The sequence below is a fragment of the Streptomyces sp. Edi2 genome, assembly GCF_040253635.1.
GTDB lineage: Bacteria > Actinomycetota > Actinomycetes > Streptomycetales > Streptomycetaceae > Streptomyces.
Window position 1 is genome coordinate 5816933 of the sequence record NZ_JBEJGX010000003.1, and the last position, 26572, is coordinate 5843504.

At 71.6% G+C, this 26572-nt stretch carries 20 protein-coding genes; 11 read left to right on the forward strand and 9 right to left on the reverse strand.

All coding sequences use genetic code 11. The features are described 5' to 3' along the window. Positions 1-264: 264 nt before the first annotated feature. Complete coding sequence (locus tag ABR737_RS29100) at positions 265-3543, reverse strand: tetratricopeptide repeat protein (RefSeq protein ID WP_350253484.1); 3279 nt, start codon at positions 3541-3543, stop codon at positions 265-267. A 146-nt stretch (positions 3544-3689) separates the two neighbouring features. Between ABR737_RS29100 and ABR737_RS29105 the strand changes: the two genes are divergently transcribed. The 4 genes from ABR737_RS29105 to ABR737_RS29120 all read left to right on the forward strand — a co-directional run bounded on the left by ABR737_RS29105 (position 3690) and on the right by ABR737_RS29120 (position 9221). Beyond that, complete coding sequence (locus tag ABR737_RS29105) at positions 3690-5732, forward strand: thioredoxin domain-containing protein (RefSeq protein ID WP_350253486.1); 2043 nt, start codon at positions 3690-3692, stop codon at positions 5730-5732. Positions 5733-6122: 390 nt separating this feature from the next. Then, positions 6123-7130 (forward strand): zinc-binding dehydrogenase, encoded by a 1008-nt coding sequence (locus ABR737_RS29110; protein ID WP_350253488.1) that lies wholly within the window; start codon positions 6123-6125, stop codon positions 7128-7130. 139 nt (positions 7131-7269) lie between these two features. Further along, positions 7270-8631 (forward strand): amidase, encoded by a 1362-nt coding sequence (locus ABR737_RS29115; RefSeq protein ID WP_350253490.1) that lies wholly within the window; start codon positions 7270-7272, stop codon positions 8629-8631. 77 nt (positions 8632-8708) lie between these two features. Beyond that, complete coding sequence (locus tag ABR737_RS29120) at positions 8709-9221, forward strand: MerR family transcriptional regulator (protein ID WP_350253492.1); 513 nt, start codon at positions 8709-8711, stop codon at positions 9219-9221. Here ABR737_RS29120 and ABR737_RS29125 read toward each other — a convergent pair. Both ABR737_RS29125 and trhA read right to left on the reverse strand, forming a co-directional pair. Next, on the reverse strand, positions 9211-9849 hold the full coding sequence (locus ABR737_RS29125) for a TetR/AcrR family transcriptional regulator (RefSeq protein WP_350253494.1): 639 nt from the start codon (positions 9847-9849) through the stop codon (positions 9211-9213). The genes ABR737_RS29120 and ABR737_RS29125 overlap by 11 nt on opposite strands. A 300-nt stretch (positions 9850-10149) precedes the next feature. Then, positions 10150-10866: a PAQR family membrane homeostasis protein TrhA gene (gene trhA / locus ABR737_RS29130; RefSeq protein WP_350253496.1), complete on the reverse strand. Its 717-nt coding sequence runs from the start codon at positions 10864-10866 to the stop codon at positions 10150-10152. 238 nt (positions 10867-11104) lie between these two features. On the opposite strand from trhA, the gene ABR737_RS29135 reads away from it, so the two are divergent. Continuing rightward, a complete protein-coding gene (locus ABR737_RS29135) occupies positions 11105-12949 on the forward strand; it encodes a phosphoenolpyruvate carboxykinase (GTP) (RefSeq protein WP_350253498.1) in 1845 nt (614 codons plus the stop codon). Between the two features lie 303 nt (positions 12950-13252). On the opposite strand, the gene ABR737_RS29140 is transcribed toward ABR737_RS29135, so the two are convergent. The 3 genes from ABR737_RS29140 to ABR737_RS29150 form a co-directional block, all read right to left on the reverse strand. Beyond that, the gene (locus tag ABR737_RS29140) at positions 13253-13708 is read right to left on the reverse strand and encodes an SCO4983 family protein (RefSeq protein WP_350253500.1); all 456 of its coding nucleotides are present in this window, start codon (positions 13706-13708) and stop codon (positions 13253-13255) included. A gap of 84 nt (positions 13709-13792) precedes the next feature. Beyond that, positions 13793-15004, reverse strand: coding sequence for a pyridoxal phosphate-dependent aminotransferase (locus tag ABR737_RS29145; protein ID WP_350253502.1), 1212 nt, complete (start codon positions 15002-15004; stop codon positions 13793-13795). A 272-nt stretch (positions 15005-15276) separates the two neighbouring features. Further along, positions 15277-15756 (reverse strand): MarR family winged helix-turn-helix transcriptional regulator, encoded by a 480-nt coding sequence (locus tag ABR737_RS29150; RefSeq protein WP_502964395.1) that lies wholly within the window; start codon positions 15754-15756, stop codon positions 15277-15279. 97 nt (positions 15757-15853) lie between these two features. Here ABR737_RS29150 and ABR737_RS29155 point away from each other — a divergent pair, with 97 nt between their 5' ends. Both ABR737_RS29155 and ABR737_RS29160 read left to right on the forward strand, forming a co-directional pair. Beyond that, positions 15854-16246 (forward strand): nuclear transport factor 2 family protein, encoded by a 393-nt coding sequence (locus tag ABR737_RS29155; protein WP_350253504.1) that lies wholly within the window; start codon positions 15854-15856, stop codon positions 16244-16246. A 236-nt stretch (positions 16247-16482) separates the two neighbouring features. Further along, on the forward strand, positions 16483-17931 hold the full coding sequence (locus ABR737_RS29160) for a glyceraldehyde-3-phosphate dehydrogenase (protein WP_350253505.1): 1449 nt from the start codon (positions 16483-16485) through the stop codon (positions 17929-17931). A gap of 64 nt (positions 17932-17995) precedes the next feature. Here the strand turns inward: ABR737_RS29160 and ABR737_RS29165 are convergent, their stop codons facing one another. Continuing rightward, positions 17996-19630 carry an N-acyl-D-amino-acid deacylase family protein gene (locus tag ABR737_RS29165; protein WP_350253507.1) on the reverse strand — a complete coding sequence of 545 codons (1635 nt, stop codon included), beginning with the start codon at positions 19628-19630 and terminating at the stop codon, positions 17996-17998. A 305-nt stretch (positions 19631-19935) separates the two neighbouring features. After that, positions 19936-21225: an amino acid deaminase gene (locus ABR737_RS29170; RefSeq protein WP_350253509.1), complete on the reverse strand. Its 1290-nt coding sequence runs from the start codon at positions 21223-21225 to the stop codon at positions 19936-19938. A gap of 448 nt (positions 21226-21673) precedes the next feature. Here ABR737_RS29170 and ABR737_RS29175 point away from each other — a divergent pair, with 448 nt between their 5' ends. The 4 genes from ABR737_RS29175 to ABR737_RS29190 all read left to right on the forward strand — a co-directional run bounded on the left by ABR737_RS29175 (position 21674) and on the right by ABR737_RS29190 (position 25816). Continuing rightward, entirely contained in the window at positions 21674-22825 is a 1152-nt protein-coding gene (locus tag ABR737_RS29175; RefSeq protein ID WP_502964518.1) for a sugar kinase, read from the forward strand. Positions 22826-22901: 76 nt separating this feature from the next. Beyond that, positions 22902-23654 carry an IclR family transcriptional regulator gene (locus ABR737_RS29180; RefSeq protein WP_350253513.1) on the forward strand — a complete coding sequence of 251 codons (753 nt, stop codon included), beginning with the start codon at positions 22902-22904 and terminating at the stop codon, positions 23652-23654. 96 nt (positions 23655-23750) lie between these two features. Next, positions 23751-24161 carry a RidA family protein gene (locus ABR737_RS29185; RefSeq protein WP_129294426.1) on the forward strand — a complete coding sequence of 137 codons (411 nt, stop codon included), beginning with the start codon at positions 23751-23753 and terminating at the stop codon, positions 24159-24161. 179 nt (positions 24162-24340) lie between these two features. Then, on the forward strand, positions 24341-25816 hold the full coding sequence (locus ABR737_RS29190; RefSeq protein WP_350253515.1) for a GntP family permease: 1476 nt from the start codon (positions 24341-24343) through the stop codon (positions 25814-25816). A 67-nt stretch (positions 25817-25883) separates the two neighbouring features. Here the strand turns inward: ABR737_RS29190 and ABR737_RS29195 are convergent, their stop codons facing one another. Beyond that, positions 25884-26372: an ATP-binding protein gene (locus tag ABR737_RS29195; RefSeq protein ID WP_350253517.1), complete on the reverse strand. Its 489-nt coding sequence runs from the start codon at positions 26370-26372 to the stop codon at positions 25884-25886. Positions 26373-26572 lie beyond the last annotated feature (200 nt).

The window sequence follows — 26572 nt, forward strand, 5'->3', positions numbered from 1 at the left end:
GTAGTGCCGGACGCTGCCGGAGTACCACCGGAGTACGGGTGGGGCGGTGAGCCCTGCCGCGCCTCCTGCGGTGCGGCGTCGCTGTCGCTGGGCGGCTGGCGGTGGGCCCGGTTGCCGCTGGGCGCCCCCCTACCGCTGGGCCCGGTTGCTGGTGGGCCCGGTTCTAGATTGGCCTGGCTACCGCTGAGCCCGGTTGCCGTGGGGCGTCGCTGCCGGCGTGCCCCGCCGTACCCGGGTGCCCCGCCGTACCCGCGTGCCCGGGCCTCACTCCGCCGCGGCCGGGCCGACCGGCACCCCCATGACCTCGCGCGCATGGCGGTTGGGCACCATGCCGAGCCGCCATGCCTGCCACCCCGTCTCCGGCTCCACCCCGCGGTCCAGCAGCAGCGCGAACGCCTCCGCGCAGTCCTCCAGCTTGGAATCGCGGGCCGCATGCTTCTCGCGGATCAGCTGCGCCAGCTCCTCCTGGGCGACGGCCGCGCCCACCACGCTGCCACCCGGCGAGGCGAGCGGCAGCAGCGTGCAGCGCAGGAACCGTGCCCAGTCCTCGCCCCGCCGGTCGCCGTAGCCCGCGAACAGGCCCGCCGCCTCGTCGGCCAGCTCCAGCGCCTGCGCAGCCCGGCCGTTGCCGGCGTCGATGATCAGCAGCTCCAGGCAGGACCACGCCTCCCCGTGCGGGACCCCTATCCGCTGGAAGTCCTTACGGGCGTCCTGCAGCAGCTGCCGGGCGAAGCCGCTGTTGCGCAGCGAGCCGGTCTGCTCCGCCCGCAGATCGCGGGTGACCCGACCGGAGTGATGCCGGGCGCAGGCCAGGCCGTAGCCGTCCTGCATCCGGCTGAACATCGTCCGCGACCGCTCCAGCTGCCGCAGCGCCGCATCGTGCTCGCCGCGCTCCTCCAGCGCCTGGCCCAGGTAGTACATGGTCCAGGCCTCGCCACGGGCGTCCTCGTGCTGGTGGTGCAGCGGCAGAGCCTGCCGGAGCTGGTCCACCGCGGGACCCGGCTCGCCGTCCACCAACCGGGCGCGCGCCAGCTGCGTCATCGCCCAGGCCTCGCCGCGCTCGTCGTGCGTACGGCCGTAGAGCCCCATCGCGGCCTGCAGCGCAGTCTCCGCCGCCGGTACATCGCCCCTGCGCAGATGCACCTGGCCGAGCTGGAAGTGGGCCCATGCCTGGCCGTGGATGCTCTCGCTCTCCTCGTGCAGCTCCAGCGCCTCCCGCAGCATGGCGAGGGCGTCGGCGAGCTGGGCACGGTCCCGCTCCACCGCCGCCAGGGCGTGCAGCGTCCAGGCCCGGTCGCCGTGCATATCCGCGCCGGACTGCAGCTGAAGTGCCTCACGAAGCTTGGCCGCGGCCTCCGCCAGATTGCCCTGCTGCTGAAGCGTGATGCCCAGATCGCGCAGCGCACGGGCGGCGCCGGCCGGGTGCTGCGCCTCGAAGTACAGATCGACCACCGACGACAGCGTGGTCCGTGCCTTGTCCAGTTCGCCGAGCTGCCGGGCCGCCACACCCGTACGCCACTGCACCGAGCGGACCAGCAGCCCCTGCCCGACGGCCCGGGTCAGCTCACTCAGCTCGCCGAGACGGTAGAGGTCCCCGCGCAGCAGGCAGTAGTCGGCCAGCGCGCCCAGCAGATGGGAGACCGCCGCCTGGTCCACGCCCTGGTCGGCGTGGCGCAGCGCGGCCGTGATGAAGCTGGTCTCGTCGTCCAGCCACTGCAGCGCCGCGTCCAGGGAGGTGAAGCCGTGCGAGCCGAAGCGGTCGGCGCGGGTGGATGTCCGGCCGTCGACCAGCCGGATGACCGAGTCGGCCAGCTCCGCATAGCCCCGGATCAGCCGTTCCTGGGCCGCGCCGCGCTCGCCCGGCTCCTCCTCGTCCATCAGCCGGTCGTGCGCGAAGCGGTGCACCAGGGCGTGCAGGCGGTAGCGCCGGCCCCGCACATGCTCGATCAGCCCGGCCCGGGCCAGCGTCGTCAGCTCCCGCTCCGCCTCGGCCTGCTCGACGCCGAGCAGCGCCGCCGAGGCCGCCGCCCCCAGGCTCGCCCGGCCCACCAGCGCCAGCCGGCGCAGCAGCCGCCGCGCGGTCTCCGACTGGTCGGCGTAGCGCAGCCACAGCGCACGCTCCACGGGTGACGCCGGGGCGTAAGCCGCCAGATCCGTGGCCAGTGCGGTGGCGGTGCGCGACTCCAGTGCGGAGCCCGCCACCCGCAGCGCCAGGGGCAGGCCCGCGCACAGTGCGGAGATCTCGTCGATGGCCTGTGCGTCGTAGGGGACCGTCTCGCCCGGCGCGTCGTCGCCGGCCGTGGCGGAGGCGCGCAGCAGCTCTTCGGTGCCCGTGGCGTCCAGCGCTCCCACCGGCAGGTGGTGCACCCAGGCCTCGATGTCCCCGGGCAGCTCCAGCGGCGCACGGGAGGTGACCAGCACCAGGCTGTCGGACCGCTCCGGCACCAGGGTGCGCACCTGCGCGGGATCCGCGGCGTCGTCCAGCAGCACCGTCACCGGAAGGCCCGTCAGATGCTGGTGGTAGAGATCGGTGAGCCGTTTGACGTGCTGCTCCTGGGACGGGCGCTCGCGGAACAGCAGTTGCTCGCGGGGTGCGCCCAGCCGGTTGAGCAGATGCAGCAGCGCGTCCCGGGTCGGGAGCGGCACCTCCCCGGGGGTGTCGCTGCGCAGGTCCACCACACAGGCGCCGCGGAACTGATCGCGCAGCTGATGTGCGGCCCGCACCGCCAGCGCCGTACGCCCCGAGCCCGGCTCGCCGTGGAGTATCACCACCGTCGGCTTGGTCTCCGTGCTCGCGCGGGCCGCGTGCACCCACTGCGCGATCTGTGTCAGCTCCGCCCGCCGTCCGGCGAACGGGCCGTCCGGATGCGGAAGTTGGGAGAAGGAGTGCTCCAGCAGGGACCGCTGCCGGGCCGCGGCGCTGCGGTCCGCGCCGCGCAGCTTCGGCCCGCGGCCGCTCTTCGAGGCGACGGGCGTGGCGGCCGAACCGCCATGGGCGGCCGCCGTCAGCATCCGCTGCTGATCCAGGAACGGCCGGATGCCGCGCACCTCCAGCGCTGTCAGCCACTGCAGCCGCAGCTGCTGCGCACCGCCGGGCCGGTCGCGCATCCCGGCCTCGCGGTGCGCAGCCGGCCAGTGGCCCGCGGTCAGCTTCAGGACCGTGGCGGCCGCGCCCGCCACCACCACGGCGGCCCCCACACCCAGCGCCGGCCCCGCGCCCGTGCCGTACGCAAGGTCCGTACCTAACGCCGCCACCGCCGCCACGGCGGTCGCCACCGCGGGGGTGCCCAGCTCCTTGCGCGACAGCCGCCGGGACAGCGACGGCCGGCCGGCGGCGGCCTCGTCCAGCGCCCGGACATACGCGGTGTACTCCTCGGCGGCGCTGCCCGCCAGATCCTCCAGCGCCGCCCGCGCCCGGCCGAGCAGCGTGTCCCCGTCGAGCCGCCCGCCCGAGCGCCGTACCTCCTCCTCGACCGCCCTGGTCAACAGCGCTTCCGCTTCCGCCCGGTGGCCGTCGCGCAGCACAGCCAGTGAGCCCGGCATGCCATCCCCCTCCAGCAGTTCCAGCAGTGTCCAGCGGTGATCGTCGCCGTACGCACAGTGTTCCGCGTCCGCGTGATTTCCGGCAGGCCTGTGGATAACTCCCTCCGCTCCCGGCTCCCCGTGCCTCATTGCGAGAGGATGGCCCCATGCCGAACCGCCTGGCTCAAGAGACTTCCCCCTATCTGCTCCAACACGCCGACAACCCGGTCGACTGGTGGCCGTGGTCGGCCGACGCATTCGACGAAGCACGGCGGCGCGGCGTGCCGGTCCTGCTCAGCGTCGGCTACAGCTCGTGTCACTGGTGCCATGTGATGGCGCACGAAAGTTTCGAGGACCCGGCCACCGCGGCCCTGCTCAACGAGCACTTCGTGGCCGTCAAGGTGGACCGCGAGGAGCGTCCGGACGTCGATGCCGTCTACATGGAGGCCGTGCAGGCCGCCACCGGCCAGGGCGGCTGGCCCATGACCGTCTTCCTCACCCCGGACGCCGAGCCCTTCTACTTCGGTACGTACTTCCCGCCCGAGCCGCGCCACGGCATGCCGTCCTTCGGGCAGATCCTGGAGGGGGTACGCAGCGCCTGGACCGACCGGCGCGGCGAGGTCGGCGAGGTCGCAGGCCGGATCGTCGCCGACCTGGCCGGCCGGTCCCTGACCGAGTCGCTGCCCGCGGACCGGCGGCCCCCGCGCCCCGAGGAGCTGCACGGCGCCCTGATGGGCCTGACCCGCGAATTCGACACGGTCAACGGCGGGTTCGGCAGTGCGCCCAAGTTCCCGCCGTCCATGGTGCTGGAATTCCTGCTCCGCCACCACGCCCGTACCGGCTCCGAAGGAGCCCTGGAAATGGTGCAGGCGACCTGTGCGGCGATGGCCCGCGGCGGCATCTACGACCAGCTCGGCGGTGGTTTCGCGCGCTATGCGGTGGACGCCACCTGGACCGTGCCGCACTTCGAGAAGATGCTCTACGACAACGCCCTGCTGTGCCGGGTCTACGCCCATCTGTGGCGGTCCACCGGCTCGGACGTGGCGCGCCGCATCGCCGTCGAGACCGCCGACTTCATGGTCCGTGAACTCCGCACCGACCAGGGCGGTTTCGCGTCCGCACTGGACGCGGACAGCGACGACGGCTCGGGCACCGGCAGGCATGTCGAGGGCGCCTACTACGTCTGGACGCCCGAGCAGCTGCGCGCCGTACTGGGCGAGGAGGACGCGGAGTTCGCCGCCGTCCACTTCGGCGTCACCGAGGAAGGCACCTTCGAGGAGGGCGCCTCGGTCCTCCAGCTCCCGGGTGCCGAAGGCCCGGTGGACGCCGACCGGGTGGCCTCGGTAAAGCAGCGGCTGCTCGCGGCGCGCGAGGAGCGGCCGCGCCCCGGCCGGGACGACAAGGTCGTCGCCTCCTGGAACGGGCTGGCCATCGCCGCGCTCGCCGAGACCGGTGCCTACTTCGACCGGCCGGACCTGATCCAGGCCGCCACCGACGCCGCCGACCTGCTGGTACGCGTCCACATGGACTGGCAGGCCCGGCTGCACCGCACCTCCCGCGACGGCGCGCCCGGCGCCAACTCCGGTGTCCTGGAGGACTACGCCGATGTCGCGGAGGGCTTCCTCACCCTGGCCTCCGTCACCGGGGAGGGCGTCTGGGTGGAGTTCGCGGGCTTCTTCCTGGACACCGTGCTGCTCCAGTTCACCACCGAGGACGGCGCGCTCTACGACACCGCGGCCGATGCCGAGGCCCTGATCCGCCGTCCCCAGGACCCGACCGACAATGCGACGCCCTCCGGGTGGACCGCGGCGGCCGGTGCCCTGCTGTCGTACGCGGCGCTGACCGGCAGCGACCTCCACCGGAACGCCGCGGAACGGGCCCTGGGCATCGTCACCGCGCTCGGCGGCCGGGCCCCGCGCTTCATCGGATGGGGGCTGGCCGTCGCCGAGGCCGCGCTGGACGGCCCGCGCGAGGTCGCCGTCGTCGGCCCGCAGGGCGATCCAGCCACCGTCGCGCTGCACCGCGCCGCGCTGCTCGGCACCGCCCCGGGGGCGGCCGTCGCGCTGGGCGAACCCGGGGTGGACGAGGTGCCGCTCCTCCAGGACCGCCCCCTGGTCGACGGCAAACCCGCCGCCTACGTCTGCCGCCGCTTCACCTGCGAGCGGCCGACGACGGATCCGGAGGAGCTGGCGGAACGGCTCGGGGGGTAGTGGCCCGTGGCCAGTGACCCCGGGGCGGTGCCTCCGGGGGAGAGGCGATGAGGCCGGGGGCCTTCGGGATGAGGCGATGAGGCCGGTGGGCCTTCGGGGGTGAGGCGAGGGCGCAGCGCCGGCCCTCTGGGGCAAGCGGCACGACCGCCATCCCCGGGGGCGCCCGCACCTCGACCGCCCTCCTTGGGCCCCCGCCGTAGGAATCGTCCCGAGAGGGCCAAGGGAGCCGTCCGTCCCCGATCACGCCACAGGTGCCGCCCCGAGCGCGTCCGGGCGGCACCCCGGGCAGCCCCAGTCCGGCACCCCCTCCGTCACCTCCCCCCAGCCGGAAGTCCTAGGACCAGCGACCGGTTTGACCTTGACGCGCGCGTCAAGTTCTAGCCTCGACGCATGACACCTCGCACACACCGTGAAGTCCGCCTGGCCGCCCGCCCGCAGGGGCCCGTCACCGATGATCTCTTCGAGATCGTGGAGGTGCCGGTTCCGGAACCCGGACCCGGCCAGGTGCTGGTCCGCAACACCGTGATGGGCGTCGCCGCTGTGATGCGCACGCTGATGGACGAGACCAGCGTGGTGCCGATGCCCTCTTACAAGATCGGCGAACCGCTGCACGGGTCCGCCGTCGGTGAGGTGGTCGCCGCCCCGGGGACCGACCTCAAACCCGGCGACCTGGTGGAACACCACTTCGGCTGGCGGGAATACGCCGTGGTGGACGCCGACCAGGCGCAGCGGCTCGATCCGGGCCTGCTGCCCGACCCGGCCGCCTGCCTCTCCCAGGGCCCCACCGCGTGGATGGGCATGGTGCACGGCGCCGAAGTACGCCCCGGCGACACCGTCTTCGTCACCGGTGCGGCGGGCGGGGTGGGCTCCCTGGCGGGCCAGATCGCCCGGCTGCGCGGCGCCGCCCGGATCATCGGCAGTACGGGATCGCAGGAGAAGGCGGACCGGCTGATCAAGGAACTCGGCTATGACGCGGTGGTGATCCGCGGTGCGGGCCCCATCGAGGAGCAACTGCGCACGGCCGCCCCGGAAGGCATCGACGCGGTCTTCGACAACGTCGGCGGCGAACAGCTGCAGGCCGCCCTCGCCCTCGCCAACCGGGGGGCCCGGATCGCCATCGTCGGAGCGCTCTCCAGCCAGCTCGGCGGGGAGGGCAAACCCACCACCGTCGAGATCGACACCCTCTCGCTGCTCTCCCGCAGCATCACCCTGCGCGGCGTCGCCCTGTACGACCACCTGGACCTGATCCCGGAGTGGAACCAGCGGTTCGGCGAGGGGCTGCGCGACGGCACCCTCACCTTCCCGCACGCCCGGCTGCAGGGGCTCGAACAGGCGCCGCGGGCACTGCGCGAGCTGACCGAGGGTCGCCATCTGGGTGCGGTGATCGTGGAGTTGTGAGGCCGCGGCGCGCCGTCATGAGGTCGCGGCACCAGGCCGTCGTGAGGTCGCAGCACCCGTCATGAGGCCGCGGCACCGGGCCGTCGTGCGGCGAGGCGATTGCCCTGCCATTGTCGGTGCCCGGTTGTAGCCTGCACGCGTGACGACCTTGCTCGGGCAGCGATCCCTTGTCCAGGAGGCCGCGGCGCTACGGGCCGGCACGGACGACCCCGTCGACGCGGCGAACCGTTCGTGTGACCGTATCGACGCCGTCGATCCGCAGGTGCGGGCCTTTGTGCCCGAGGACGGGCGGCGTACGCGGCTTCTTGAGGCGGCGCGCCGGATCGCGGCGGCCGCTCCCCCCGCGGCCGACGCCCGGCCGGTCCTGTACGGCGTTCCCGTAGGCATCAAGGACATCGTGCATGCCGACGGGCTGCCCACCCGCGCGGGCTCGGAGCTGCCACCCGAAGTACTCACCGGCCCGCAGGCCACGGTCGTCGGCCGGCTGTGCGCCGCCGGTGCGCTGATCGCGGGCAAGACGGTCACCGCGGAGTTCGCGGTGACCGCCCCGGGGCCGACCCGCAATCCGCACAACCCGGCGCATACGCCCGGCGGTTCGAGCAGCGGCTCCGCGGCCGCGGTCGCCGCCGGGATGGTGCCGCTGGCCATCGGGACACAGACCGTCGGCTCGATGATCCGGCCCGCCGCCTACTGCGGAGTCGTCGGCTTCAAGCCGAGCTACGGGCGCATACCGGTCGACGGGGTGATCCCCAACGCGGCGAGTTTTGACACCCTCGGGTGCTACGCCACGGAGGTGGCCGGTGTCGCGCTGGCGGCGTCGGTGCTGGTCGACGGCTGGCGGGCACAGGACGGTGCGGGCCGGACGGAGCTCCCGGTACTGGGCGTGCCGGCCGGCCCCTACCTGGAGCGCGCCGACGCCGAGGCGCTGCGGGCGTTCGCGGAGCAGTGCGAGCTGCTGCGGGCCGCCGGGTACGTCGTCCACGAGGTGCCGGTGATGGACGACTTCGAGCAGATCGTGGACCAGCTGTTCACGATGAACCGCTACGAGGTCGCCCGGGCCCACGCCGACTGGTTCGCGCGCTACGGCGACCGCTACCGCCCGGAGACCACCTCGGCCATCCGACAGGGACACACCATCGGGGACGCCGCCTACGAAGCCGCCCGGGAGCGGCGTCAGGCCTTCCGCGCCCGGCTCGCGGCGGACCGCGCCGCGGCGGGCATCGACCTGTGGACCGCACCGTCGGCCACCGGCCCCGCGCCTGCCGGTCTCACCACCACGGGCAGCTCGATCATGTGCCTGCCCTGGAGCAACGCCGGGCTGCCGTCCGTCAGCGTGCCCGCCGGCCGCGCCGCCAACGGGCTGCCGCTCGGGCTCCAACTCGTCGGCGGTTTCGGCGCGGACGAGGACCTGCTGTACGGGGCGGCGGGGATCGAGCGAGTACTGAACGCCGCGGACCCCGGACACGGGGACAGCAGGCCGGACCCGGCGCAGAGGGGCTGAACGCGCCGGAGCGGGGCTGAGCGCCGGAGAGGGCCGGGACGCGCCGGAGGGCCGAACGCGCCGGAGAGGGAGGGGAGATGCGTATCGGGGACGCCGCGGTGGCCGCCGGCATGACGCCGCGGGCGCTGCGCTACTACGAGCAGCAGGGGCTGGTGACCGCCCGGAGGACACCGTCAGGTCACCGGGTGTACGACGCCGAGGACATCCGCCGGCTGAGGGCGGTGCGCGCACTGCGGGACGCGGGGCTGACGGTGGGGGATGTGCGCGCGTTCGCGCATCTGCTGCACACGATGCCGGCCGACGACGTACCGGATCTCATTCCCCGGGACCCTGCCTCCGGCCGCTGTCCGGCCATGGAAGAGGTGGCCCGGCGCCGGCTCGCCGACCTGGACGCCCGTATCGAGCGGCTGTCGCAATTACGGGCACGACTCGCGGCACGCCTGGGCGAACCGGTTGCCGCGGCGCCGGAGCCGGGGGAGCGGGGGAAGCAGCCCGGGCCGGGCGCCACGGTCCGCGCCGGGGCGGACAGCGGCCCGATCTTCCGGCTGGATGCCGCGCTGCCTCCGGGCGCCGCCGCCCTCAGAGCGTGAGGCCGCGCTCCAGTACCTCCAAGGCACGGTGGACCGACTCCTCGGGAACGCCGGTCCGGCCGCTCTCGCCCCAGTGCAGCAGTGCCTCCTGCAGCGCGGCCAGGATCGCGGCGCTGATCACCCGCAGCTGCAGGTCGTCGGCCGGCCGTCCGGAGCGCTCCGCCAGTACGGCGGTGAGCATCGCGGCGTCCCGTGCGGTGTGCTCCGCCGTACGGCCCCGGACGGCGGGCACCTCATGGATCAGCCGGACGCGCTGGACGAGTTCGCCACGCTCCTCGGCGGACATCGCGCGCAGTGCCTCGACGCTGACCTGCCGCACCGATTCGATCACCGGCTCGTCCGCGGGCCGGGCCCGGATTCCGTTCTCCAGTACGGCGTCGTACTCGTCCGTGAGCACGATGTCTTCCTTGGCGGGGAAGTAGCGGAAGACCGTACTCGGGGAGACGTCCGCGGCCGCGGCGATCTGGTCGACGGGGGTCGTGTCGTACCCCTGTTCCTCGAAGAGCCGGTAGGCGGCCCGCCGGATCGCCTGCCGGGTCTGGATCTTCTTCCGCTCCCGTCGCCCGGGCTGCGGCTGCGGTGTCCCGGTCGGCGTGGTGGCAGAGCTGCGTACGGCCATGCGCAGCATTGTCAGGCATCAGGCCGCCTTCCGGAGGCCAACGGCCGCACTCATGCGCGGAACAAACAGGTGCTGGGCAATCATCCGGGCAATCACCGAGCAAGCGCTGGGCAATCCCCGAGCAAGCAGTAGGCAATCTTCGAGCAAGCGTCGGGCAAGCAGTGGGCAAGACCGAGCAATCGCTGAGCAACCGCCGAGCGACCGGGAAGGCCCGGTGTCAGTGGGGCATGTCACGCTGTGAATAGGAAAAATTACGCTCGGGATTGGCGGGGGTGGGACGGTCGCCCGGGGCCGCGGGGTGCCGCCGCCTCAGGCGTGCGAATAGGCCACCAGGGAGATGCCGATGTAGTGCACGACGAACGCCGCCAGCGTGAAGGAGTGGAAGACCTCGTGGAAGCCGAACCACCGAGGTGAGGGGTTGGGGCGCTTGATCCCGTAGATCACGCCGCCCGCGCTGTAGAGCAGCCCGCCGACGATGACCAGTACCAGCACGGCGACGCCGCCGGTGCGCAGGAAGTCGGGCAGGAAGAAGACGGCGGCCCAGCCCATGGCGATGTAGCAGGGGGTGTAGAGCCAGCGTGGAGCGCCGACCCAGAAGACCCGGAAGGCGATCCCGGCCAGTGCGGCCGCCCAGACCGCCCAGAGCAGCGTCTGGCCGCGGGAGCCGGGCATGAGCAGCATCGTCAGCGGCGTATAGGTGCCCGCGATGATCAGGAAGATATTGGCGTGGTCGAGCCGGCGCAGCACGCCGTCGGCCCGCGGCCCCCAATTGCCCCGGTGGTAAAGGGCGCTGACCCCGAAGAGCAGGCAGGCGGTCATGGTGTAGATGGCGCAGGCCAGGCGGCCGCGGGGGCTGTCGGCGAGGGCGGTCAGTATGACCCCGGAGAGGAGCACGGCGGGAAACATCCCGGCGTGCAGCCAGCCGCGCAGTTTGGGCTTGAGGGGCGCGGCCGCGGCGGCGACCGCCGCGGTCGCGGGCGGCGCGCAGGGGGTCTGGCTCTCGGCGGCGTCGGGCGCGGAAGTCATGGCGCAATGCTACCTACGCGACCGTAAGTTACCGGTTCGTGGCGGAGTGGTGACGGTCACCAAAGTGCCCTCTGGACAGAACTCCCTCCGGGTCGGATGATCAAATGAGTGCGGTCGGCACCGGATGAGCGGTCACGAAGCATCCGGGTCGCAGCCCCCAAGGGGCAGGCAAACAAAAGAAGCGGATTTCCCGGCAAAACGGGCATAAATCCGTCCACACCCTCATCTAGGAGCGATCGTGGCGCGCGACAACGCGGCTCCCTCTGCCCATCCGACCCGTCACCAGAACCTCATCTCCTGGGTCGACGAGATCGCAGCACTCACCCAGCCCGACCGGGTCGTCTGGTGTGACGGCTCGGAGGCGGAGTACGAGCGTCTGTGCGAGGAGCTCGTCGACAAGGGCACGTTCAAGAAGCTCGACCCGGTCAAGCGCCCCAACTCGTACTACGCCGCCTCCGACCCGTCTGACGTGGCGCGCGTCGAGGACCGCACCTTCATCTGCTCCGAGAAGGAGGCGGACGCCGGCCCGACCAACCACTGGAAGGCCCCCGCCGAGATGCGGGCCATCTTTACCGGGGGAGACAGCAGCTTCGCTGGTGAGCAGGGCGTCTTCCGCGGCTCGATGAAGGGCCGGACGATGTACGTCGTCCCGTTCTGCATGGGCCCGCTCGGCTCGCCGCTCTCCGCGATCGGTGTGGAGATCACCGACTCCGCCTACGTCGCGGTGTCGATGCGCACCATGACGCGCATGGGGCAGCCGGTGCTCGATGAACTCGGCGAGGACGGCTTCTTCGTCAAGGCCGTGCACACCCTCGGCGCCCCGCTGGCCGAGGGCGAGGCCGACGTGCCGTGGCCGTGCAATTCCACCAAGTACATCTCGCACTTCCCCGAGGACCGCGAGATCTGGTCCTACGGCTCGGGCTACGGCGGCAACGCCCTGCTCGGCAAGAAGTGCTACGCGCTGCGGATCGCCTCCGTCATGGCGCGTGACGAGGGCTGGCTCGCCGAGCACATGCTGATCCTCAAGCTCACCCCGCCGCAGGGCGAGTCCAAGTACGTCGCGGCCGCCTTCCCGTCCGCCTGCGGCAAGACCAACCTCGCGATGCTGGAGCCCACGATCTCCGGCTGGACCGTCGAGACCATCGGCGACGACATCGCCTGGATGCGCTTCGGTGAGGACGGCCGCCTCTACGCCATCAACCCCGAGGCCGGATTCTTCGGTGTCGCGCCCGGCACCGGCGAGCACACCAATGCCAACGCCATGAAGACGATGTGGGGCAACTCCGTCTTCACCAACGTCGCGCTCACCGACGACGGCGACGTCTGGTGGGAGGGCATGACCGAGGAGAAGCCCGCGCACCTGACCGACTGGAAGGGCAACGACTGGACCCCGGAGTCCGGGACTCCGGCGGCCCACCCCAACGCCCGCTTCACCGTCCCGGCCGGCCAGTGCCCGATCATCGCGCCCGAGTGGGAAGACCCCAAGGGCGTGCCGATCTCGGCGATCCTCTTCGGCGGCCGCCGCGCCAGCGCCGTACCGCTGGTGACCGAGTCGCTGACCTGGCAGCACGGCGTCTTCCTCGGCGCCAACGTCGCCAGCGAGAAGACCGCCGCGGCCGAGGGCAAGGTCGGCGAGCTGCGCCGCGACCCGTTCGCCATGCTGCCGTTCTGCGGTTACAACATGGGCGATTACATGGGGCACTGGGTCAAGGTCGGTGCCGACAAGGACCAGTCCAAGCTGCCGAAGATCTACTACGTCAACTGGTTCCGCAAGGACGACAAGGGCCGCTTCGTCTGGCCCGGCTTCGGCGAGAACGGCCGGGTGCTCAAGTGGATCGTCGAGCGCCTGGACGGCAAGGCCGAGGGCGTGGAGACCCCCATCGGTGTGCTGCCCACGAAGGACGCGCTGGACACCGACGGCCTGGACCTCGACGACGCCGACCTCGACTTCCTGCTCACCGTCGACAAGGACGTGTGGCGCGAGGAGGCGGCGCTGATTCCCGAGCACCTCAACACCTTCGGTGACCACACGCCGAAGGAGCTGTGGGACGAGTACCGCGCACTGGTCCAGCGGCTCGGCTAGTCGCCGCGTCGGCTGTCGCACCAGCCGTCGCACCAGCCGCTGCACCGCCTTCGCCCGGCCGGGGCCCCGCACCACGCGTGCGGGGCCCCGGCCCGTTGGGCGACCGGAAAGGCTGCTGGTGTGGGAAAGGCTGCTCGGAAGGGAAAGGCCGCCGGGATGGGCCGGTGGAGTGATGCCGGGGCCGGGAGCCGAGGGTGGCAGGGATCCGGGGTCGGCGACCGAAGAGGCGCCGTCCCGCCCGTCCCGCCCGCAGGCCCAGGCCGAGGCTCAGGCCGTGATGCAGGCCGTGGTGCAGGCCCTGACTCAGGCCGTGGCGAGATCCCGGTCGCGATGCGGTGCGGCGTGTGCCTCCATCCGCTCCGCGGCCAGGGCTATCGCCGCGGCGTCACCCCGGGAGGTGGCGACCGCCAGGGCGTTCCCGGCGAGGGTGTGGGCGCGCTGCTGCAGGGCCTCGGCCCGGGACGGGCTGCCACCGTCGGAGGGCTCGGCGCGCAGCGGGTAGTGACCGCCGCTCAGCCGCGCGACCTGCTCGGCGATGCGCTCGGCGGCGGCAGCGAGTGCGGCGCCGTCCGGCGTGGCCCCCTGGGCTGCGCCACCGTCCTCCCGCGTCGCCAGGGCGTGCAGTTCGTCGGTGACGGTGAGCAGCGCGGTCAGCTGTCCGGCGAGCCGGATGTCCAGCTCCTCCTCGCGGGAGCGGTGCGGGACCTCCGGGGCGGCGGCCATGGTGTGGACCGACTTGGTGCGGATCGGTTCGTACATGGGACGGCCTCCTGAAAGCGTCTACGAGACCATCCTAGCTTAGACGATGTCTAAAGTTGTGATCCGTATAGAAATTGCTCCGGCTCAGCACTGTCCGTAACCGTCGAGGAAGGAGCCGATCCGGGTGACGGCATCCGTCAGATCGTCCGTGCTGGGCAGCGTGACCAGGCGGAAGTGGTCCGGCTCCGGCCAGTTGAAGCCGGTGCCGTGCACGATCATGATCTTCTCGGCGCGCAGCAGATCGAGCACCATCTGCCGGTCGTCCTTGACCTTGTAGACCTTGGGGTCCAGTCGCGGGAAGGCGTACAGCGCGCCCTTCGGCTTGACGCAGCTGACGCCGGGGATCTGCGTCAGCAGCTCGTACGCCGCATCGCGCTGCTCCAGCAGCCGGCCGCCGGGCAGCACCAGTTCGTTGATCGACTGGCGGCCGCCGAGGGCCGTGGCGACCGCGTGCTGGGCCGGCATATTGGCGCACAGCCGCATATTGGCGAGGATCGTCAGCCCCTCGATGTACGAGGCGGCGTGTGCCTTCGGGCCGCAGACCGCCATCCAGCCGCTGCGGTAGCCCGCCACCCGGTACGACTTCGACAGCCCGTTGAAGGTCAGGGTCAGCAGGTCGGGGGCGAGCGAGGCGAAGGGGGTGTGGGTGACGCCGTCGTAGAGGATCTTGTCGTAGATCTCGTCGGCGCAGACGATCAGGTTGTGCCGCCGGGCGATCTCCGCGATGCCCTGCAGCAGCGTGTCGTCGTACACGGCACCCGTGGGGTTGTTGGGGTTGATGACGACGATGGCCTTGGTGCGGTCGGTGACCTTGCGCTCGATATCGGCGAGGTCGGGCATCCAGTCGGCCTGCTCGTCGCAGCGGTAGTGCACGGCGGTGCCGCCGGAGAGGGACACGGACGCCGTCCACAGCGGGTAGTCCGGGGCCGGGACCAGCACCTCGTCGCCGTCGTCCAGCAGCGCCTGCATCGACATCTGGATGAGCTCGGAGACGCCGTTGCCCAGGTAGATGTCGTCGACCGAGAGCTCGATGCCCTTGGTCTGGTAGTGCTGCATCACCGCGCGACGGGCGGAGAGCAGGCCCTTCGCGTCGCCGTAGCCGTGTGCCGTACCGACCGAGCGGAGGATGTCCTCCAGGATCTCGGGCGGGCACTCGAAGCCGAACGCCGCCGGGTTGCCGGTGTTGAGCTTGAGAATGCGGTGACCCGCCGCCTCCAGCCGCATGGCCTCCTCGAGCACCGGGCCACGGATTTCGTAGCAGACGTTGGCGAGCTTCGTTGACTGGATCACCTGCATGACCGCCACCTTACGGCTGCGTAACGACGCCCGCCCGGTGTTCTTCCCCACGTTGGTCAGCGGATGGTGTGGGGTGCGTCACGCAAAGTGACGCTGTGTGGGTGGTGGGGCGAGTGGGCTGACGGGGGCGGGCAGACGCACGGACGGGCGGCCGGGACTGGCTGGGTGGCCGGCCCTGGCGCCTGCCCTGTGTTCCGGGCGCCTGCCCTGTATTCCGGGTGCCCGCCCTGTGTTCCGGCCGTCCGCCCCGTGTTCCGGGCGCCCGCCCTCTGTCAGGTGAACGGGCCTTCGGCCGTGAAGCGGCGCAGGTGGTGGGCGAATGCCTCGGCCTCGCCGGGCGGCCATGAGGACAGGCTCGTCATGATGTGGGCGGCCAGACGTCTGCGCAGCTCTGCCACTGCGGACTGGCCCTGCTCGGTGAGGACGAGCAGATGCGCGCGCCGGTCGGTGGGGTCTGCCTCGCGGCGGATGAGGCCGGCGGCCTCCAGCCGTGAGGCGCGGCGGGTGACGCCGGAGCGGTCGACGCCGGCGTCGGGTGCCAGGTCGGCGGCGCTGCGGGGGCCGGTCCGGGCCAGCGCGCTGAGGACCGGGTACGTCAATTCGTCCACCGCCTCGCCCATGCCCTCGGTGAGCTGCTGGTGCAGCTGTGCGCGGGTGGTGCGCCTGAGCAGGAGGCCCAGTGCGTCGGCGATCTCATGCCCTACCTCGTTCTCCACGCTCTCCATGCTCTCCACGTTCTCCATGCCCTCCATACCGAAAGAATAGCGTGCGCGGCGCACGCAATTGCTGCTACAGTCCAGGAAGTGCGTGCGCCACGCACGCACCTCTCCTCCTCTGAAGGGAACTCCCATGACCCGCACCGGCATCGAGGCCGCCATGAACGACCTGCTCTTCAACAGCGAGATCACCCTGCGGGAGGCCGCCGACCGCCACTTCGCCCCGGAGTACCGCCAGCGCACGGACGGCGAGTGGGCCGACCGCACCGAGTTCCTTGAGCACATCACCCACGTGCGCAGCCTCGTCGCCGGCGGCCATGTCGAGGTGCACGAAGAGCTGTACAGCGGCAGCAAGTACGCCGACCGGCACACCGCGCACATCGCGAAGAAGGACGGCTCGACCGTGAGCATGGAGGTCTATGTGTTCGCCGACCTCACGCCCGACGGCCGGTTCAGCCGCATCGAGGAGACCACTCTGATGCTTCAGGGCTCCGAAGCCGATCGCGGCATCGGCAGTGCCCGGTAGGAAGGCGCCCCCGGGAGCACGGTGCGCGACCCTTGGCCCGCCGCACTCCTGGCCGTCGGCCCCCTTGGTCCCGTCGGCCCCGTCGGCCCCGTCAGTCCTGTCGAGCCCATCGGGCCTGGTGGGGCGCGTGTGGCGGTTGGGGGCGAGTGCGGCACCTCCCTCAAGCGGCACCGTTTGAATGATGAAAAGAGCGGGGCGGTAGCATATGAGCACCGCCTAGCTCGAAAGATAAGCCTGTGACTGCTGTCAATGACGACTCGTTCACCAACTGGAAAAACCGCGAGGAGATCGCGGAGTCGATGATCCCGCTCATCGGGAAGCTGCACCGGGAGCGGGACGTCACGGTCCTGCTCCACAGCCGCTCCCTGGTGAACAAGTCGGTGGTCAGCATCCTCAAGACTCACCGGTTCGCCCGGCAGATCGCCGGTGTGGAACTCTCGGTCACCGAGACGCTGCCGTTCCTGCAGGCCCTCACCGCGCTCGACCTCGGCCCGTCCCAGATCGACATCGCCCTGCTCGCCGAGACGTACCGGACCGATGACCGCGGCCTGACGGTGGAGGAGTTCACCGCCGAGGCCGTCGCCGGTGCCACCGGTGCCGACAAGATCGAGCGCCGTGAGCCGCGCGATGCCGTCCTCTACGGGTTCGGCCGCATCGGCCGCCTCGTCGCCCGCCTGCTGATCGAGAAGTCCGGCTCCGGCAACGGCCTGCGGCTGCGCGCCATCGTCGTCCGCCAGGGCGGCGAGCAGGACATCGTCAAACGCGCCTCGCTGCTGCGCCGCGACTCCATTCACGGGCAGTTCCAGGGCACGATCACGGTTGACGAGGCGAACAGCACGATCATCGCCAACGGCAACGAGATCAAGGTGATCTACGCCAACGACCCCTCGGAGGTCGACTACACGGCGTACGGCATCAAGAGCGCCATCCTCATCGACAACACCGGCAAGTGGCGCGACCGCGAGGGCCTGTCGAAGCACCTGCGCCCCGGCATCGACAAGGTCGTCCTGACCGCGCCGGGCAAGGGCGACGTCCCCAACATCGTGCACGGCGTCAACCACGACACGATCAAGCCGGACGAGCAGATCCTGTCCTGCGCGTCCTGCACCACCAACGCGATCGTCCCGCCGCTGAAGGCGATGGCGGACGAGTACGGCGTGCTGCGCGGCCACGTGGAGACCGTCCACTCGTTCACCAACGACCAGAACCTGCTGGACAATTACCACAAGGCCGACCGTCGCGGCCGCTCGGCGCCGCTCAACATGGTGATCACCGAGACCGGTGCCGCCTCCGCCGTCGCCAAGGCGCTGCCCGAGCTCACGGCCCCGATCACCGGCAGCTCGATCCGGGTCCCGGTGCCGGACGTCTCGATCGCGATCCTCAGCCTGCGGCTCGGCCGTGAGACCAGCCGCGAGGAGGTCCTCGACTACCTCCGCGACGTGTCGCTGACCTCGCCGCTCAAGCGCCAGATCGACTTCACCACGGCGCCCGACGCGGTGTCGAGCGACTTCATGGGCTCGCGTCACGCCTCGATCGTGGACGCCGGCGCCACCAAGGTCGACGGCGACAACGCGATCCTCTACCTCTGGTACGACAACGAGTTCGGCTACTCCTGCCAGGTCATCCGCGTCGTCCAGCACGTGTCCGGGGTGGAGTACCCGACCTACCCGGCCCCGGCGGTCTGATACCGGCGCACGAACCGACTCGGCGTTCCGGCGGGCGGGGCGGTGGTGAGGGCCTGACGGTGCCCTACCGCCGCCCCGTCGCCGTGCGCCGTACCGTCCGTCCCGCCAGGACGTCCGTCCGCCGGCCGTCCTCGATCACGAACCGGCCGTCGATGAGTACATGCGGGATGCCGGTGGGCAGGGTGCGCGGTGCGTCGAAGGTGGCGCCGGCGGCGACCGTTTCGGGGTCGAAGAGGACGAGGTCGGCGCGGTAGCCCGCACGGACGAGGCCGCGGTCGGGGAGCCGCAGGCGGGCGGCCGGGCGGCCGGTCAGATGGGCGACGCACTCCTCCAGGGACAGCACACCCAGCTCGCGGACGTATCTGCCGAGGTACTGGGGGAAGGTCCCGTATGCGCGCGGATGTGGCTTGAGGCCCTGGAGGATGCCGTCGCTGCCGCCGGTGTGCACCTGGTGGCGCATGATCTGGCGGACGTTCTCCTCGTGGCCGACGTGCTGCAGGATCGTCGAGCCCAGGCGGTCGTCGGTCAGCAGACGCCGGGCGGTCACCCACGGCTCCTCGCCGCGCTCGGCCGCGCTGCGGGCGACGGTCTTGCCGACGTAGCCGGTCAGAGCCGGGTCCGCGACACCGGAGATCTCGATGGCGTCCCAGTCGATGGGCACCCCGTGGCAGCCGTCCGCACCGTCGATCTCCATGACCCGGCGGATCCGCTCGGCCGTCGCCTCGTCGTGGAGGCGGGCGAGGATCGCCTCGGGACCGCCCTCGCTCGCCCAGCTCGGCAGCATCGCGACCAGGGTCGTACAGCCGGGGGTGTAGGGGTAGGTGTCGAGGGTGATGTCCGCGCCCGCGGCCAGTGCCCTGTCCAGGAGCGCGAGCAGGTCGGGCGCGCGGCCCTCGTTGACGCCGAAGTTCATGGTGGCGTGCGCCAGATGCAGCGCGCAGCCGGCCTCGCGGGTGAGCGCCACCATCTCCTCGTACGCCTGGAGGGCGCCGGCCCCGTAGGAGCGGTGGTGCGGGCAGTAGTAGCCGTCGTAGCGCGCCACCACCCGGCACAGTTCGGTGAGTTCCGCGTCGGAGGCGTACATGCCGGGGGTGTAGGTCAGACCGGAGGACAGTCCCACCGCGCCCTGCTCCAGACCCTCGGCGACCAGCTGTTTCATCCGCGCCAGCTCGCCGGCGGTGGCGGGGCGGTCGTCCCAGCCGAGGGCGAGCATCCGGACGGTGCCCTGCGGGATGAGGTAGGCGGCGTTGACGGCGATGCCGTGGCCGTCGAAGCCGTGGTCGAGGCGGTCGAGGTAGCCGCCGACGGTACGCCAGGAGAAGTCGACGGAGGTGTCCCCGGGCCCGCCGCCGTTCCAGCCGGTGATCTGGGTGCGGACCTGGGCGAGGGCCCGGTCGTCGACCGGCGCGTACGACAGGCCGTCCTGGCCGATGACTTCGAGGGTGACGCCCTGGGCGGCCTTCGCCTCGTGCGCCGGGTCACGCAGCAGCGCGAGGTCGCTGTGCGCATGCATATCGATGAAGCCGGGGGAGAGGGCGAGGCCGTGGCCGTCCACCACGCGGGCGGCGCCCGGGCGCGGGCCGCCGTCCGACTCGCGGTGGATCGCGGCGATCCGGCCGTCGGCGAGGGCGACATCGGCGCGGTAGGACGGACCGCCGGACCCGTCGAGGACGCGGACGTCGCGGAGCACGGTGTCCATGGCTGGGGCCTGCCTTTCTCGTTGACTTCGGGCCTTCGGGCCTTCGGGCTGTGCCCGGGGGCCGGGGCCGGACCCTTACGGGTCTCGCGGCACCGGGCCCCGGGCGGGGGCCGGCGGTGCGCGCCGCGGGGGACCGGCACGCACCGCCGGGGTCGGGGAGGGGACAGGTGATCCCTGGCCCAGGGTTTCTGGAACTTCTGAGAGCTCCCTAAGGGCAACTAAGGGCAACTAAGGGGCAGTTAGGGCCCTAAGGGAAACCTAGGGTCCCTAAGGCAACCAAGGGTCCCTAGGGTCCCCAATGGCTCCTAGAAGAAGGTGCGGATGAAATCGGTGACCGTGCCGTCCTGCTCGACCAGCGGGATCAACTGCCACTTGTCGAAGGACGTACAGGGGTGCGACAGGCCCAGCCCGACCCAGTCGCCGACCTCCAGGTCACCGGCCCGCTCGGTGCGGACCCAGGCGTGCTGGTCGGACAGCCCGGTGACGGTGACGCCGCCCGCAGGGCGCAGGGTGCCGTCCCGGCCGGACCGTACGACCTGGGCCTGCGGCAGATGCAGGTCGTACGCCGCATCGCGCTTGCCCGCGTTGAGGAACGCCTGCTCGGGCGTGGGGCGGGAGACGACCTGCGCCCAGAGGCGGAAGGCGGGCCGCAGGGCGCCCTCCTCCGGGATGCGGTTGAAGGGGGTGACCTCACGGTAGTGGCCGTCGTCGTGCGAGACGTACGCGCCCGAGCGCAGCAGCTTGAGAGGCGGGGCGGACAGTTCGGGAATGTCGGCGAAGACCTCGGCCACCGCATCGAACCAGGCGCTGCCGCCCGCACTGATGACGATCTGGTCGAGGTCGGCGAACCGGCCCGACGCGTCGAACTCCACAGCAAGGGCGACCAGTCGGCGCAGCCAGGCGGTCACCCGCTCGGGGGTGGCGTCGGGCACCTCGCCCTCGTAGCCGGCGACGCCGACCAGACGGAGGGTGTCCACGCCCGCGATGGCGTCGGCGAGTTCGAGGCATTCGGCCTCGGTCCGCACACCGGTACGCGCGCCCTCCCCGGCGCCGAGCTCGACGACGACATCCACGGGGCGGGTGGCGCCGGCCTCGCGCAGAGCGGCGTCCATCAGCTCGATGCCCCGCAGCGAGTCGACGTAGCACACGAAGCGGAAGCCGGGGTCCGCGGCGAGCTCTCCGGCGAGCCAGCGCAGCGCGGCCGCGTCCACGAGCTCGTTGGCCAGGAAGATCTGCTGGATGCCGTAGTGGCGGTAGACGCGGACCTGGTGGGGGACGGCGGCGGTGATGCCCCACGCGCCGTGCTCCAGCTGGCGGGCGAAGAGCTGCGGTGCCATGCAGGTCTTGCCGTGCGGGGCGAAGGCCAGGCCGTGCCGGGCCGCGTAGGTCTCCATCAGGGCCAGGTTGTGGGCGACCGACTCGGCGGAGAGGGCGAGGAGAGGGGTGGTGAACCCGTCGTGGAAGAGGTTGCGGCGCTCGGCGGCCAGCTCGCCGACGGTCCGGCCCTCGGCGTCCGGGGGCAGCGACTTGAAGCGGTGATCGACCCGCTCGTCCGCGAGTCCCTTGAGTCCCTGCGCGAGCCGTTCACCGGCCATGGGGCCTCCTCGAAAGTCCTCGTTGCACTATCTGCAACAGTCATTGCGCATATCGCTGACCGCTGTCTAACATCCGAGCCATCGCCCGGTCAACGGTGGGAAACGCGTCGGGCAACGGCGGGAAATGCGGCGGGAAGCGGCCGGATGCGGCCGGAGACGGCCGGTTCACCGTGCGGCGCGGGACCGTATCCCGTGCGGCGCGGGACCGTATCCCGTGCGGTGCGGGACCGGAACCCTTGCGGCACCGGGCCGGAACCCTGCGGCACCCGGTCCGGGCAGGCACCACAGCGAAGGAGCGGAACCGATCGTGACCAGGCCCTCGAACGCCGGCGGCACCCCTGTTGCGGGCGGCACCTCCGTTGCGGGCGGCACCTCCGTCCCGGGCGGCACCCCCCTTCCGGACGGCCCCTCCGTCCCGGACGTCGACGTCGTCTGCCTCGGCGAGTCCATGGTCACCTTCCTGCCGAACCAGCCCGGCCGACTCGCCGACGTACCGTCCTTCGACCGCGCCATCGGCGGCGCCGAGTCCAACGTCGCCTGCACCCTCGCCCGCACCGGCCACACCGCACGCTGGATCTCCCGGGTCGGCACCGACGGCTTCGGCGACCACCTGCTTGCCGCCATCGCCGACTGCGGCGTCGATGTCACCCACGTCCGACGCGACCCGCTGCGCCCCACCGGCATCTACTTCCGCACCGCGGGCGACCGCGCAGGCGACACCCACGAAGTCGCCTACTACCGGGCCGGTTCCGCCGCCTCCGCCATGACGGCCGCGCAACTGGACCTGGACGCGGTCCGCTCCGGCCGGGTTCTGCATCTGTCCGGCATCACGGCGGCGCTGTCCGAGGACTGCCTCGGCCTGATGCGTGAGCTGACCGCCCGCCGCCCGGGGCGTCCGCTGCTCTCGTTCGACGTCAATCACCGGCCGGGGCTGTGGCGTGAGCCGTCACAGGCACAGGCGCTGCTCGAACTGGCGCGGGGCGCCGACCTGGTCTTCGTCGGCGACGACGAGGCCCGGGACGCCTGGGGCCTGCACGGGCCGCAGGCCATCAGCGACGCGCTGCCGGAACCTGACCTCCTGGTCGTCAAACAGGGCAAGCGCGGCGCCACCGTCTTCCAGCGCACCACCGAGACGGGCGGGCGCCGCGACGACGCCATCGGTACGACGACCGGCGAGCGCCGCGACGACGGCATCGGTACGGCGACCGGCGGGCGCCGCGACGACCTTACCGGCACCGAGACAGTCGTGGGCCGCGACGAAGCCACCCCCACCCCCACCGCTACCGCCACCCCCACCTTCGTCCCCTCCCTGGCCGTCGACCTCGTGGCGGCCACCGGGGCCGGCGACGCCTTCGCCGCCGGATTCCTCTCCGCCACCCTGCGCGGTCTGCCGGTCCGCACCCGCATCCGTCACGGCCACCTGTGGGCCGCCGCAGCCCTCACCGTCCCCGGCGACCTCGCGACCCCGCCCGGCCGCGCGCACGCCGACCGCCTGGCGGGCCTCGACGACGAGGCCTGGGGGAGACTGCACCTCGGCCCCGGCTGGACCGAAGCCGGCGCTTGCGGCCACCGGGCCGACGAGGAGGTACGGACACCGTGAACGAGCGACGCGAGACAGCCGTCGACGAGAGGCACACCCCCGGCGACGGCAGGGACGGGCGAAGCGAGGCACGCACATGAGCCAGACCGTCGACCGCGCCCTGAGCATCCTGCCGCTGCTCGCCGAGGGACCCGCCGACCTGGGACAGGTCGCCGACCGACTCGGTGTCCACAAGTCCACGGCCCTCCGGCTCCTGCGCACCCTCCACGAACACGGCCTCGTCTACCGCCAGTCCGACCAGCGCTACCGCCTCGGCGCCCGGCTCTTCGCCCTCGCCCAGCAGGCCGTCGAAAACCTCGACGTACGCGAGATCGCCCATCCCCACCTCGTCGAGCTCAACGAGCAATGCGGGCACACCGTCCACCTCGCGGTCCATGAGGAGAACGAGGTCCTTTACATCGACAAGGTGGAGAGCCGCTATCCGGTCCGGATGTACTCCCGGATCGGCAAACCCGTCGCGATCACCGTCGCGGCGGTCGCCAAGCTGCTCCTCTCCGACCTGCCCGAACCCGAGCGCCGCGCCCTCGCGGAGAAGCTCGACTACCCCCTCTACACGCCTCGTTCGACGCCCCACGCCACGGCCTTCCTCGCCGAACTGGCCAAGGTCCGCGAACAGGGCTGGGCCACCGACCTCGGTGGCCACGAGGAGTCCATCAACTGCGTCGCGGCACCCATCCGCGGCACGGACGGCCGCGTGGTAGCGGCCATGTCGGTCTCCGCGCCGAATGTCGTCGTCACCGCCGAGGAACTGCTCACGCTGCTCCCGCTGGTACGCCGCACCGCCGACGCCATCAGCCGGGAGTACTCCGGAACCGCCATTCCCCAGTAACCACCGGCCCGGCCCGGCCCGGCCCGACCTGACCCGACCCGACCCGTAATCACCAACTCCCCCAACCACCACCCCCGTACAGAAAGCCTGAACCCCATGACCGAGAAGACCGCGCTCACCCCGGCCACCCACACCACCCCGCCCGCGAAGTTCTCCCACGGAGTCAAGAAGGGCAACATCCTCCAGGTCGCGGGCCAGGTCGGCTTCCTTCCCGCCGTCGAGGGCCAGGCCCCCACCCCGGCCGGCCCCACCCTGCGCGAGCAGACCCTGCAGACCCTCGCCAACGTCCAGGCCATCCTCGAAGAGGGCGGCGCGAGCTGGGACGACGCGATGATGATCCGCGTCTACCTCACCGACGTGGACCACTTCGCCGAGATGAACGAGATCTACAACGCCTACTTCGAGGAGCAGGGCCTCAAGGAGGCCCCCGCGGCCCGCACCACCGTCTACGTCGGACTGCCCAAGGGTCTGCTCATCGAGATCGACGCCCTCGCGGTCCTGAGCTGAGGCACCGAACCCCTTGCTCAGCCTGCCGTTAGCACCACCGCACGTGCACCGTTCGCCGCACGGCACGGTGCCCCGTACCGACGGGGCGCCGTGCCGCGGTCCCCCCTGCCTGGAGATGCCTTCCAGGGGACACCCCGGACCTCCCGGGAACCGCCCCTGCCTGACAACGGAGTCACCCCATGTTCCTCGCCGCCACGCCCGCCACCCCGCCACCACCACCCCACACCGGTGGACTCATCGCCCTGATACCGGGCACCGCGGGGCTTCTGACGGTCGCCGCCCTGGGCATCGCCCTGCTCCTCGTCCTGATCATCAAGGTCCGGCTGCAGCCGTTCGTCGCGCTGCTGACGGTCTCCATCGCGGTGGGCCTGGCCGCCGGGCTCTCCGTCACCGAACTCTTCGGCACGGTCCAGAAATCCGACGCCGTCTCGATGATCGAGACCGGTATGGGCGGCATCCTCGGGCACGTCGCCATCATCATCGGCCTGGGCACCATGCTCGGCGCGATCTTGGAGGTCTCCGGCGGCGCCGAGGTGCTGAGCTCCCGGCTGCTCCGCCTCTTCGGCGAGCGGCGCGAACCGCTCGCCATGGGCCTGACCGGACTGATCTTCGGCATCCCGGTCTTCTTCGACGTCGGCATCTTCGTCCTCGCCCCGATCGTCTACGCGGCAGCGAAACGGAGCGGCAAGTCGATCCTCCTCTACTGCATGCCGCTCCTCGCGGGCCTGTCCATGACCCACGCCTTCCTGCCGCCGCACCCCGGCCCGGTCGCCGCCGCCGGCCTCTTCAAGGTCGACCTCGGCTGGATCATCCTCATGGGCATCCTCTGCGGCATCCCGGCGGTACTCGCCGCCTGGGGCTACGCGGCCTGGATCGGCAAGCGCCTCTTCGTCCCCGTCCCGCAGGACATGGTCGAGGCCGCCGAGGAGGCCAAGGCCGCGGTCACCGCGGAGAAGGCCGCGGCCGGCGTCAAGCCGCAGGAGGCGCCGGTCGCCCTGGGCACCGTCCTCACCATCATCGGCACCCCGCTGATCCTCATCCTGCTGGCGACCTTCTCCTCCATCGCCCTGGCCCCCTCGGCCGGCCGTTCGGTGATCGAGTTCTTCGGCCACCCCTTCGTCGCCCTGACCATCGCCCTGCTGATGTCGTACTACCTGCTGGGTGTCCGCCGCGGCTGGTCCCGCAAGTCCCTGGAGACGGTCTCCACCGCCTCGCTCAAGCCGGTCGGCAACATCATCCTGGTCGTCGGCGCCGGCGGTATCTTCGGCGCCGTCCTCAAGGGCAGCGGTGTGGCCACCGCCCTCTCCGACACCTTCCACAACGTCGGCCTGCCCGTGATCGTCCTCGCCTACCTCCTCTCCCTCGTCCTCCGCGTCGCCCAGGGCTCGGCCACGGTCGCCATCGTCACCACGGCCGGCATCGTCGTCCCCCTCGTCGAGGGCCAGGGCATGTCCCAGGCCCACCTGGCCCTGATCATCATGGCGATCTCGGCAGGGTCGATCTTCGCTTCGCACGTGAATGACGGCGGGTTCTGGATGGTCAGCAAGTACTTCGGGATCACGGAGCGCGACACCCTCAAGTCCTGGACCGTATTGGAGTCCGTGCTCTCGGTCGCCGGGTTCGCGGTGGCGGCGGCGGTGAGCCTGGTGGTCTAGCCGCCGGTCGCGACATCCCGTCCCTTTCGCGCGCAGGGGGCGCCCGGAATCCGGCGTCCCCTGCGCCTCATGCCGCGCGCCCGTACGCCCGTGCCCCCTCGCGTGGCAGCACCGCCCACAACCGCGTTCCGTCGCCGGGCTCGGACGACTCCCCGAACCCCCACTCACCGTCACAGGCGTGCATCACACAGGCCAGCAACAGAAGCAGAGACCGCCGCCTGCCGTCACAAGCCGCCGCGAGACGGCGATGAGTATGGCGCGGATGCCCGTCATAGAGGCAGACGCGCAGCGCGTCATCGCGATAGCGCAGCGACAGATAGACGCTGTCGGACGGCGTGAACAGGCACGCAGAGGCTGCGAGTTCACCGATCACCTGGGTCGCGGCGTCGGTCACGTCATGCAGTCCGTGCGCTTCCAGGATCGTCCGGGCGGCGGACCGCGCGACGGCCGGACTGGCGAGCGCGGCGGGAAGAGTGAGGCTGTAGGCCAGGTTCTCCGGCACGCGGGGTGTGCGGAGGTCGAGGGGGTGCGGGCAGACGGACATGGCTGTGGGCATAACAACTCCCTTGTGAACACGGGTGGTTGATGTGCGGCAGCCGGTGGCCTGTCTCCCTGGCGCGGTCCCGCCTCTCCCAGGGCAGGAGGATGCGGGCAGGCTCGCGCGATGCGCTTCCGGCTGCGTGGAGCGTGAGTGTTGCGTTACTGACTGTAGGAAGGGGTGTGGCACATTGTCCATCACGGTGAGGGGTAATTACC

Coding starts and splice junctions, on each gene's coding strand:
- trhA (WP_350253496.1), bottom strand. CDS start 10,866: ATGACTTCCGCGCCCGACGCCGCCGAGAGCCAGACCCCCTGCGCGCCG.
- ABR737_RS29180 (WP_350253513.1), top strand. CDS start 22,902: ATGAGCCAGACCGTCGACCGCGCCCTGAGCATCCTGCCGCTGCTCGCC.
- ABR737_RS29105 (WP_350253486.1), top strand. CDS start 3,690: ATGCCGAACCGCCTGGCTCAAGAGACTTCCCCCTATCTGCTCCAACAC.
- ABR737_RS29185 (WP_129294426.1), top strand. CDS start 23,751: ATGACCGAGAAGACCGCGCTCACCCCGGCCACCCACACCACCCCGCCC.
- ABR737_RS29100 (WP_350253484.1), bottom strand. CDS start 3,543: ATGCCGGGCTCACTGGCTGTGCTGCGCGACGGCCACCGGGCGGAAGCG.
- ABR737_RS29145 (WP_350253502.1), bottom strand. CDS start 15,004: ATGCAGGTGATCCAGTCAACGAAGCTCGCCAACGTCTGCTACGAAATC.
- ABR737_RS29165 (WP_350253507.1), bottom strand. CDS start 19,630: ATGGACACCGTGCTCCGCGACGTCCGCGTCCTCGACGGGTCCGGCGGT.
- ABR737_RS29195 (WP_350253517.1), bottom strand. CDS start 26,372: ATGCCCACAGCCATGTCCGTCTGCCCGCACCCCCTCGACCTCCGCACA.
- ABR737_RS29175 (WP_502964518.1), top strand. CDS start 21,674: ATGGTCACCTTCCTGCCGAACCAGCCCGGCCGACTCGCCGACGTACCG.
- ABR737_RS29190 (WP_350253515.1), top strand. CDS start 24,341: ATGTTCCTCGCCGCCACGCCCGCCACCCCGCCACCACCACCCCACACC.
- ABR737_RS29170 (WP_350253509.1), bottom strand. CDS start 21,225: ATGGCCGGTGAACGGCTCGCGCAGGGACTCAAGGGACTCGCGGACGAG.
- ABR737_RS29140 (WP_350253500.1), bottom strand. CDS start 13,708: ATGTACGAACCGATCCGCACCAAGTCGGTCCACACCATGGCCGCCGCC.
- ABR737_RS29125 (WP_350253494.1), bottom strand. CDS start 9,849: ATGCTGCGCATGGCCGTACGCAGCTCTGCCACCACGCCGACCGGGACA.
- ABR737_RS29110 (WP_350253488.1), top strand. CDS start 6,123: ATGACACCTCGCACACACCGTGAAGTCCGCCTGGCCGCCCGCCCGCAG.
- ABR737_RS29150 (WP_502964395.1), bottom strand. CDS start 15,756: ATGGAGGGCATGGAGAACGTGGAGAGCATGGAGAGCGTGGAGAACGAG.
- ABR737_RS29155 (WP_350253504.1), top strand. CDS start 15,854: ATGACCCGCACCGGCATCGAGGCCGCCATGAACGACCTGCTCTTCAAC.
- ABR737_RS29120 (WP_350253492.1), top strand. CDS start 8,709: ATGCGTATCGGGGACGCCGCGGTGGCCGCCGGCATGACGCCGCGGGCG.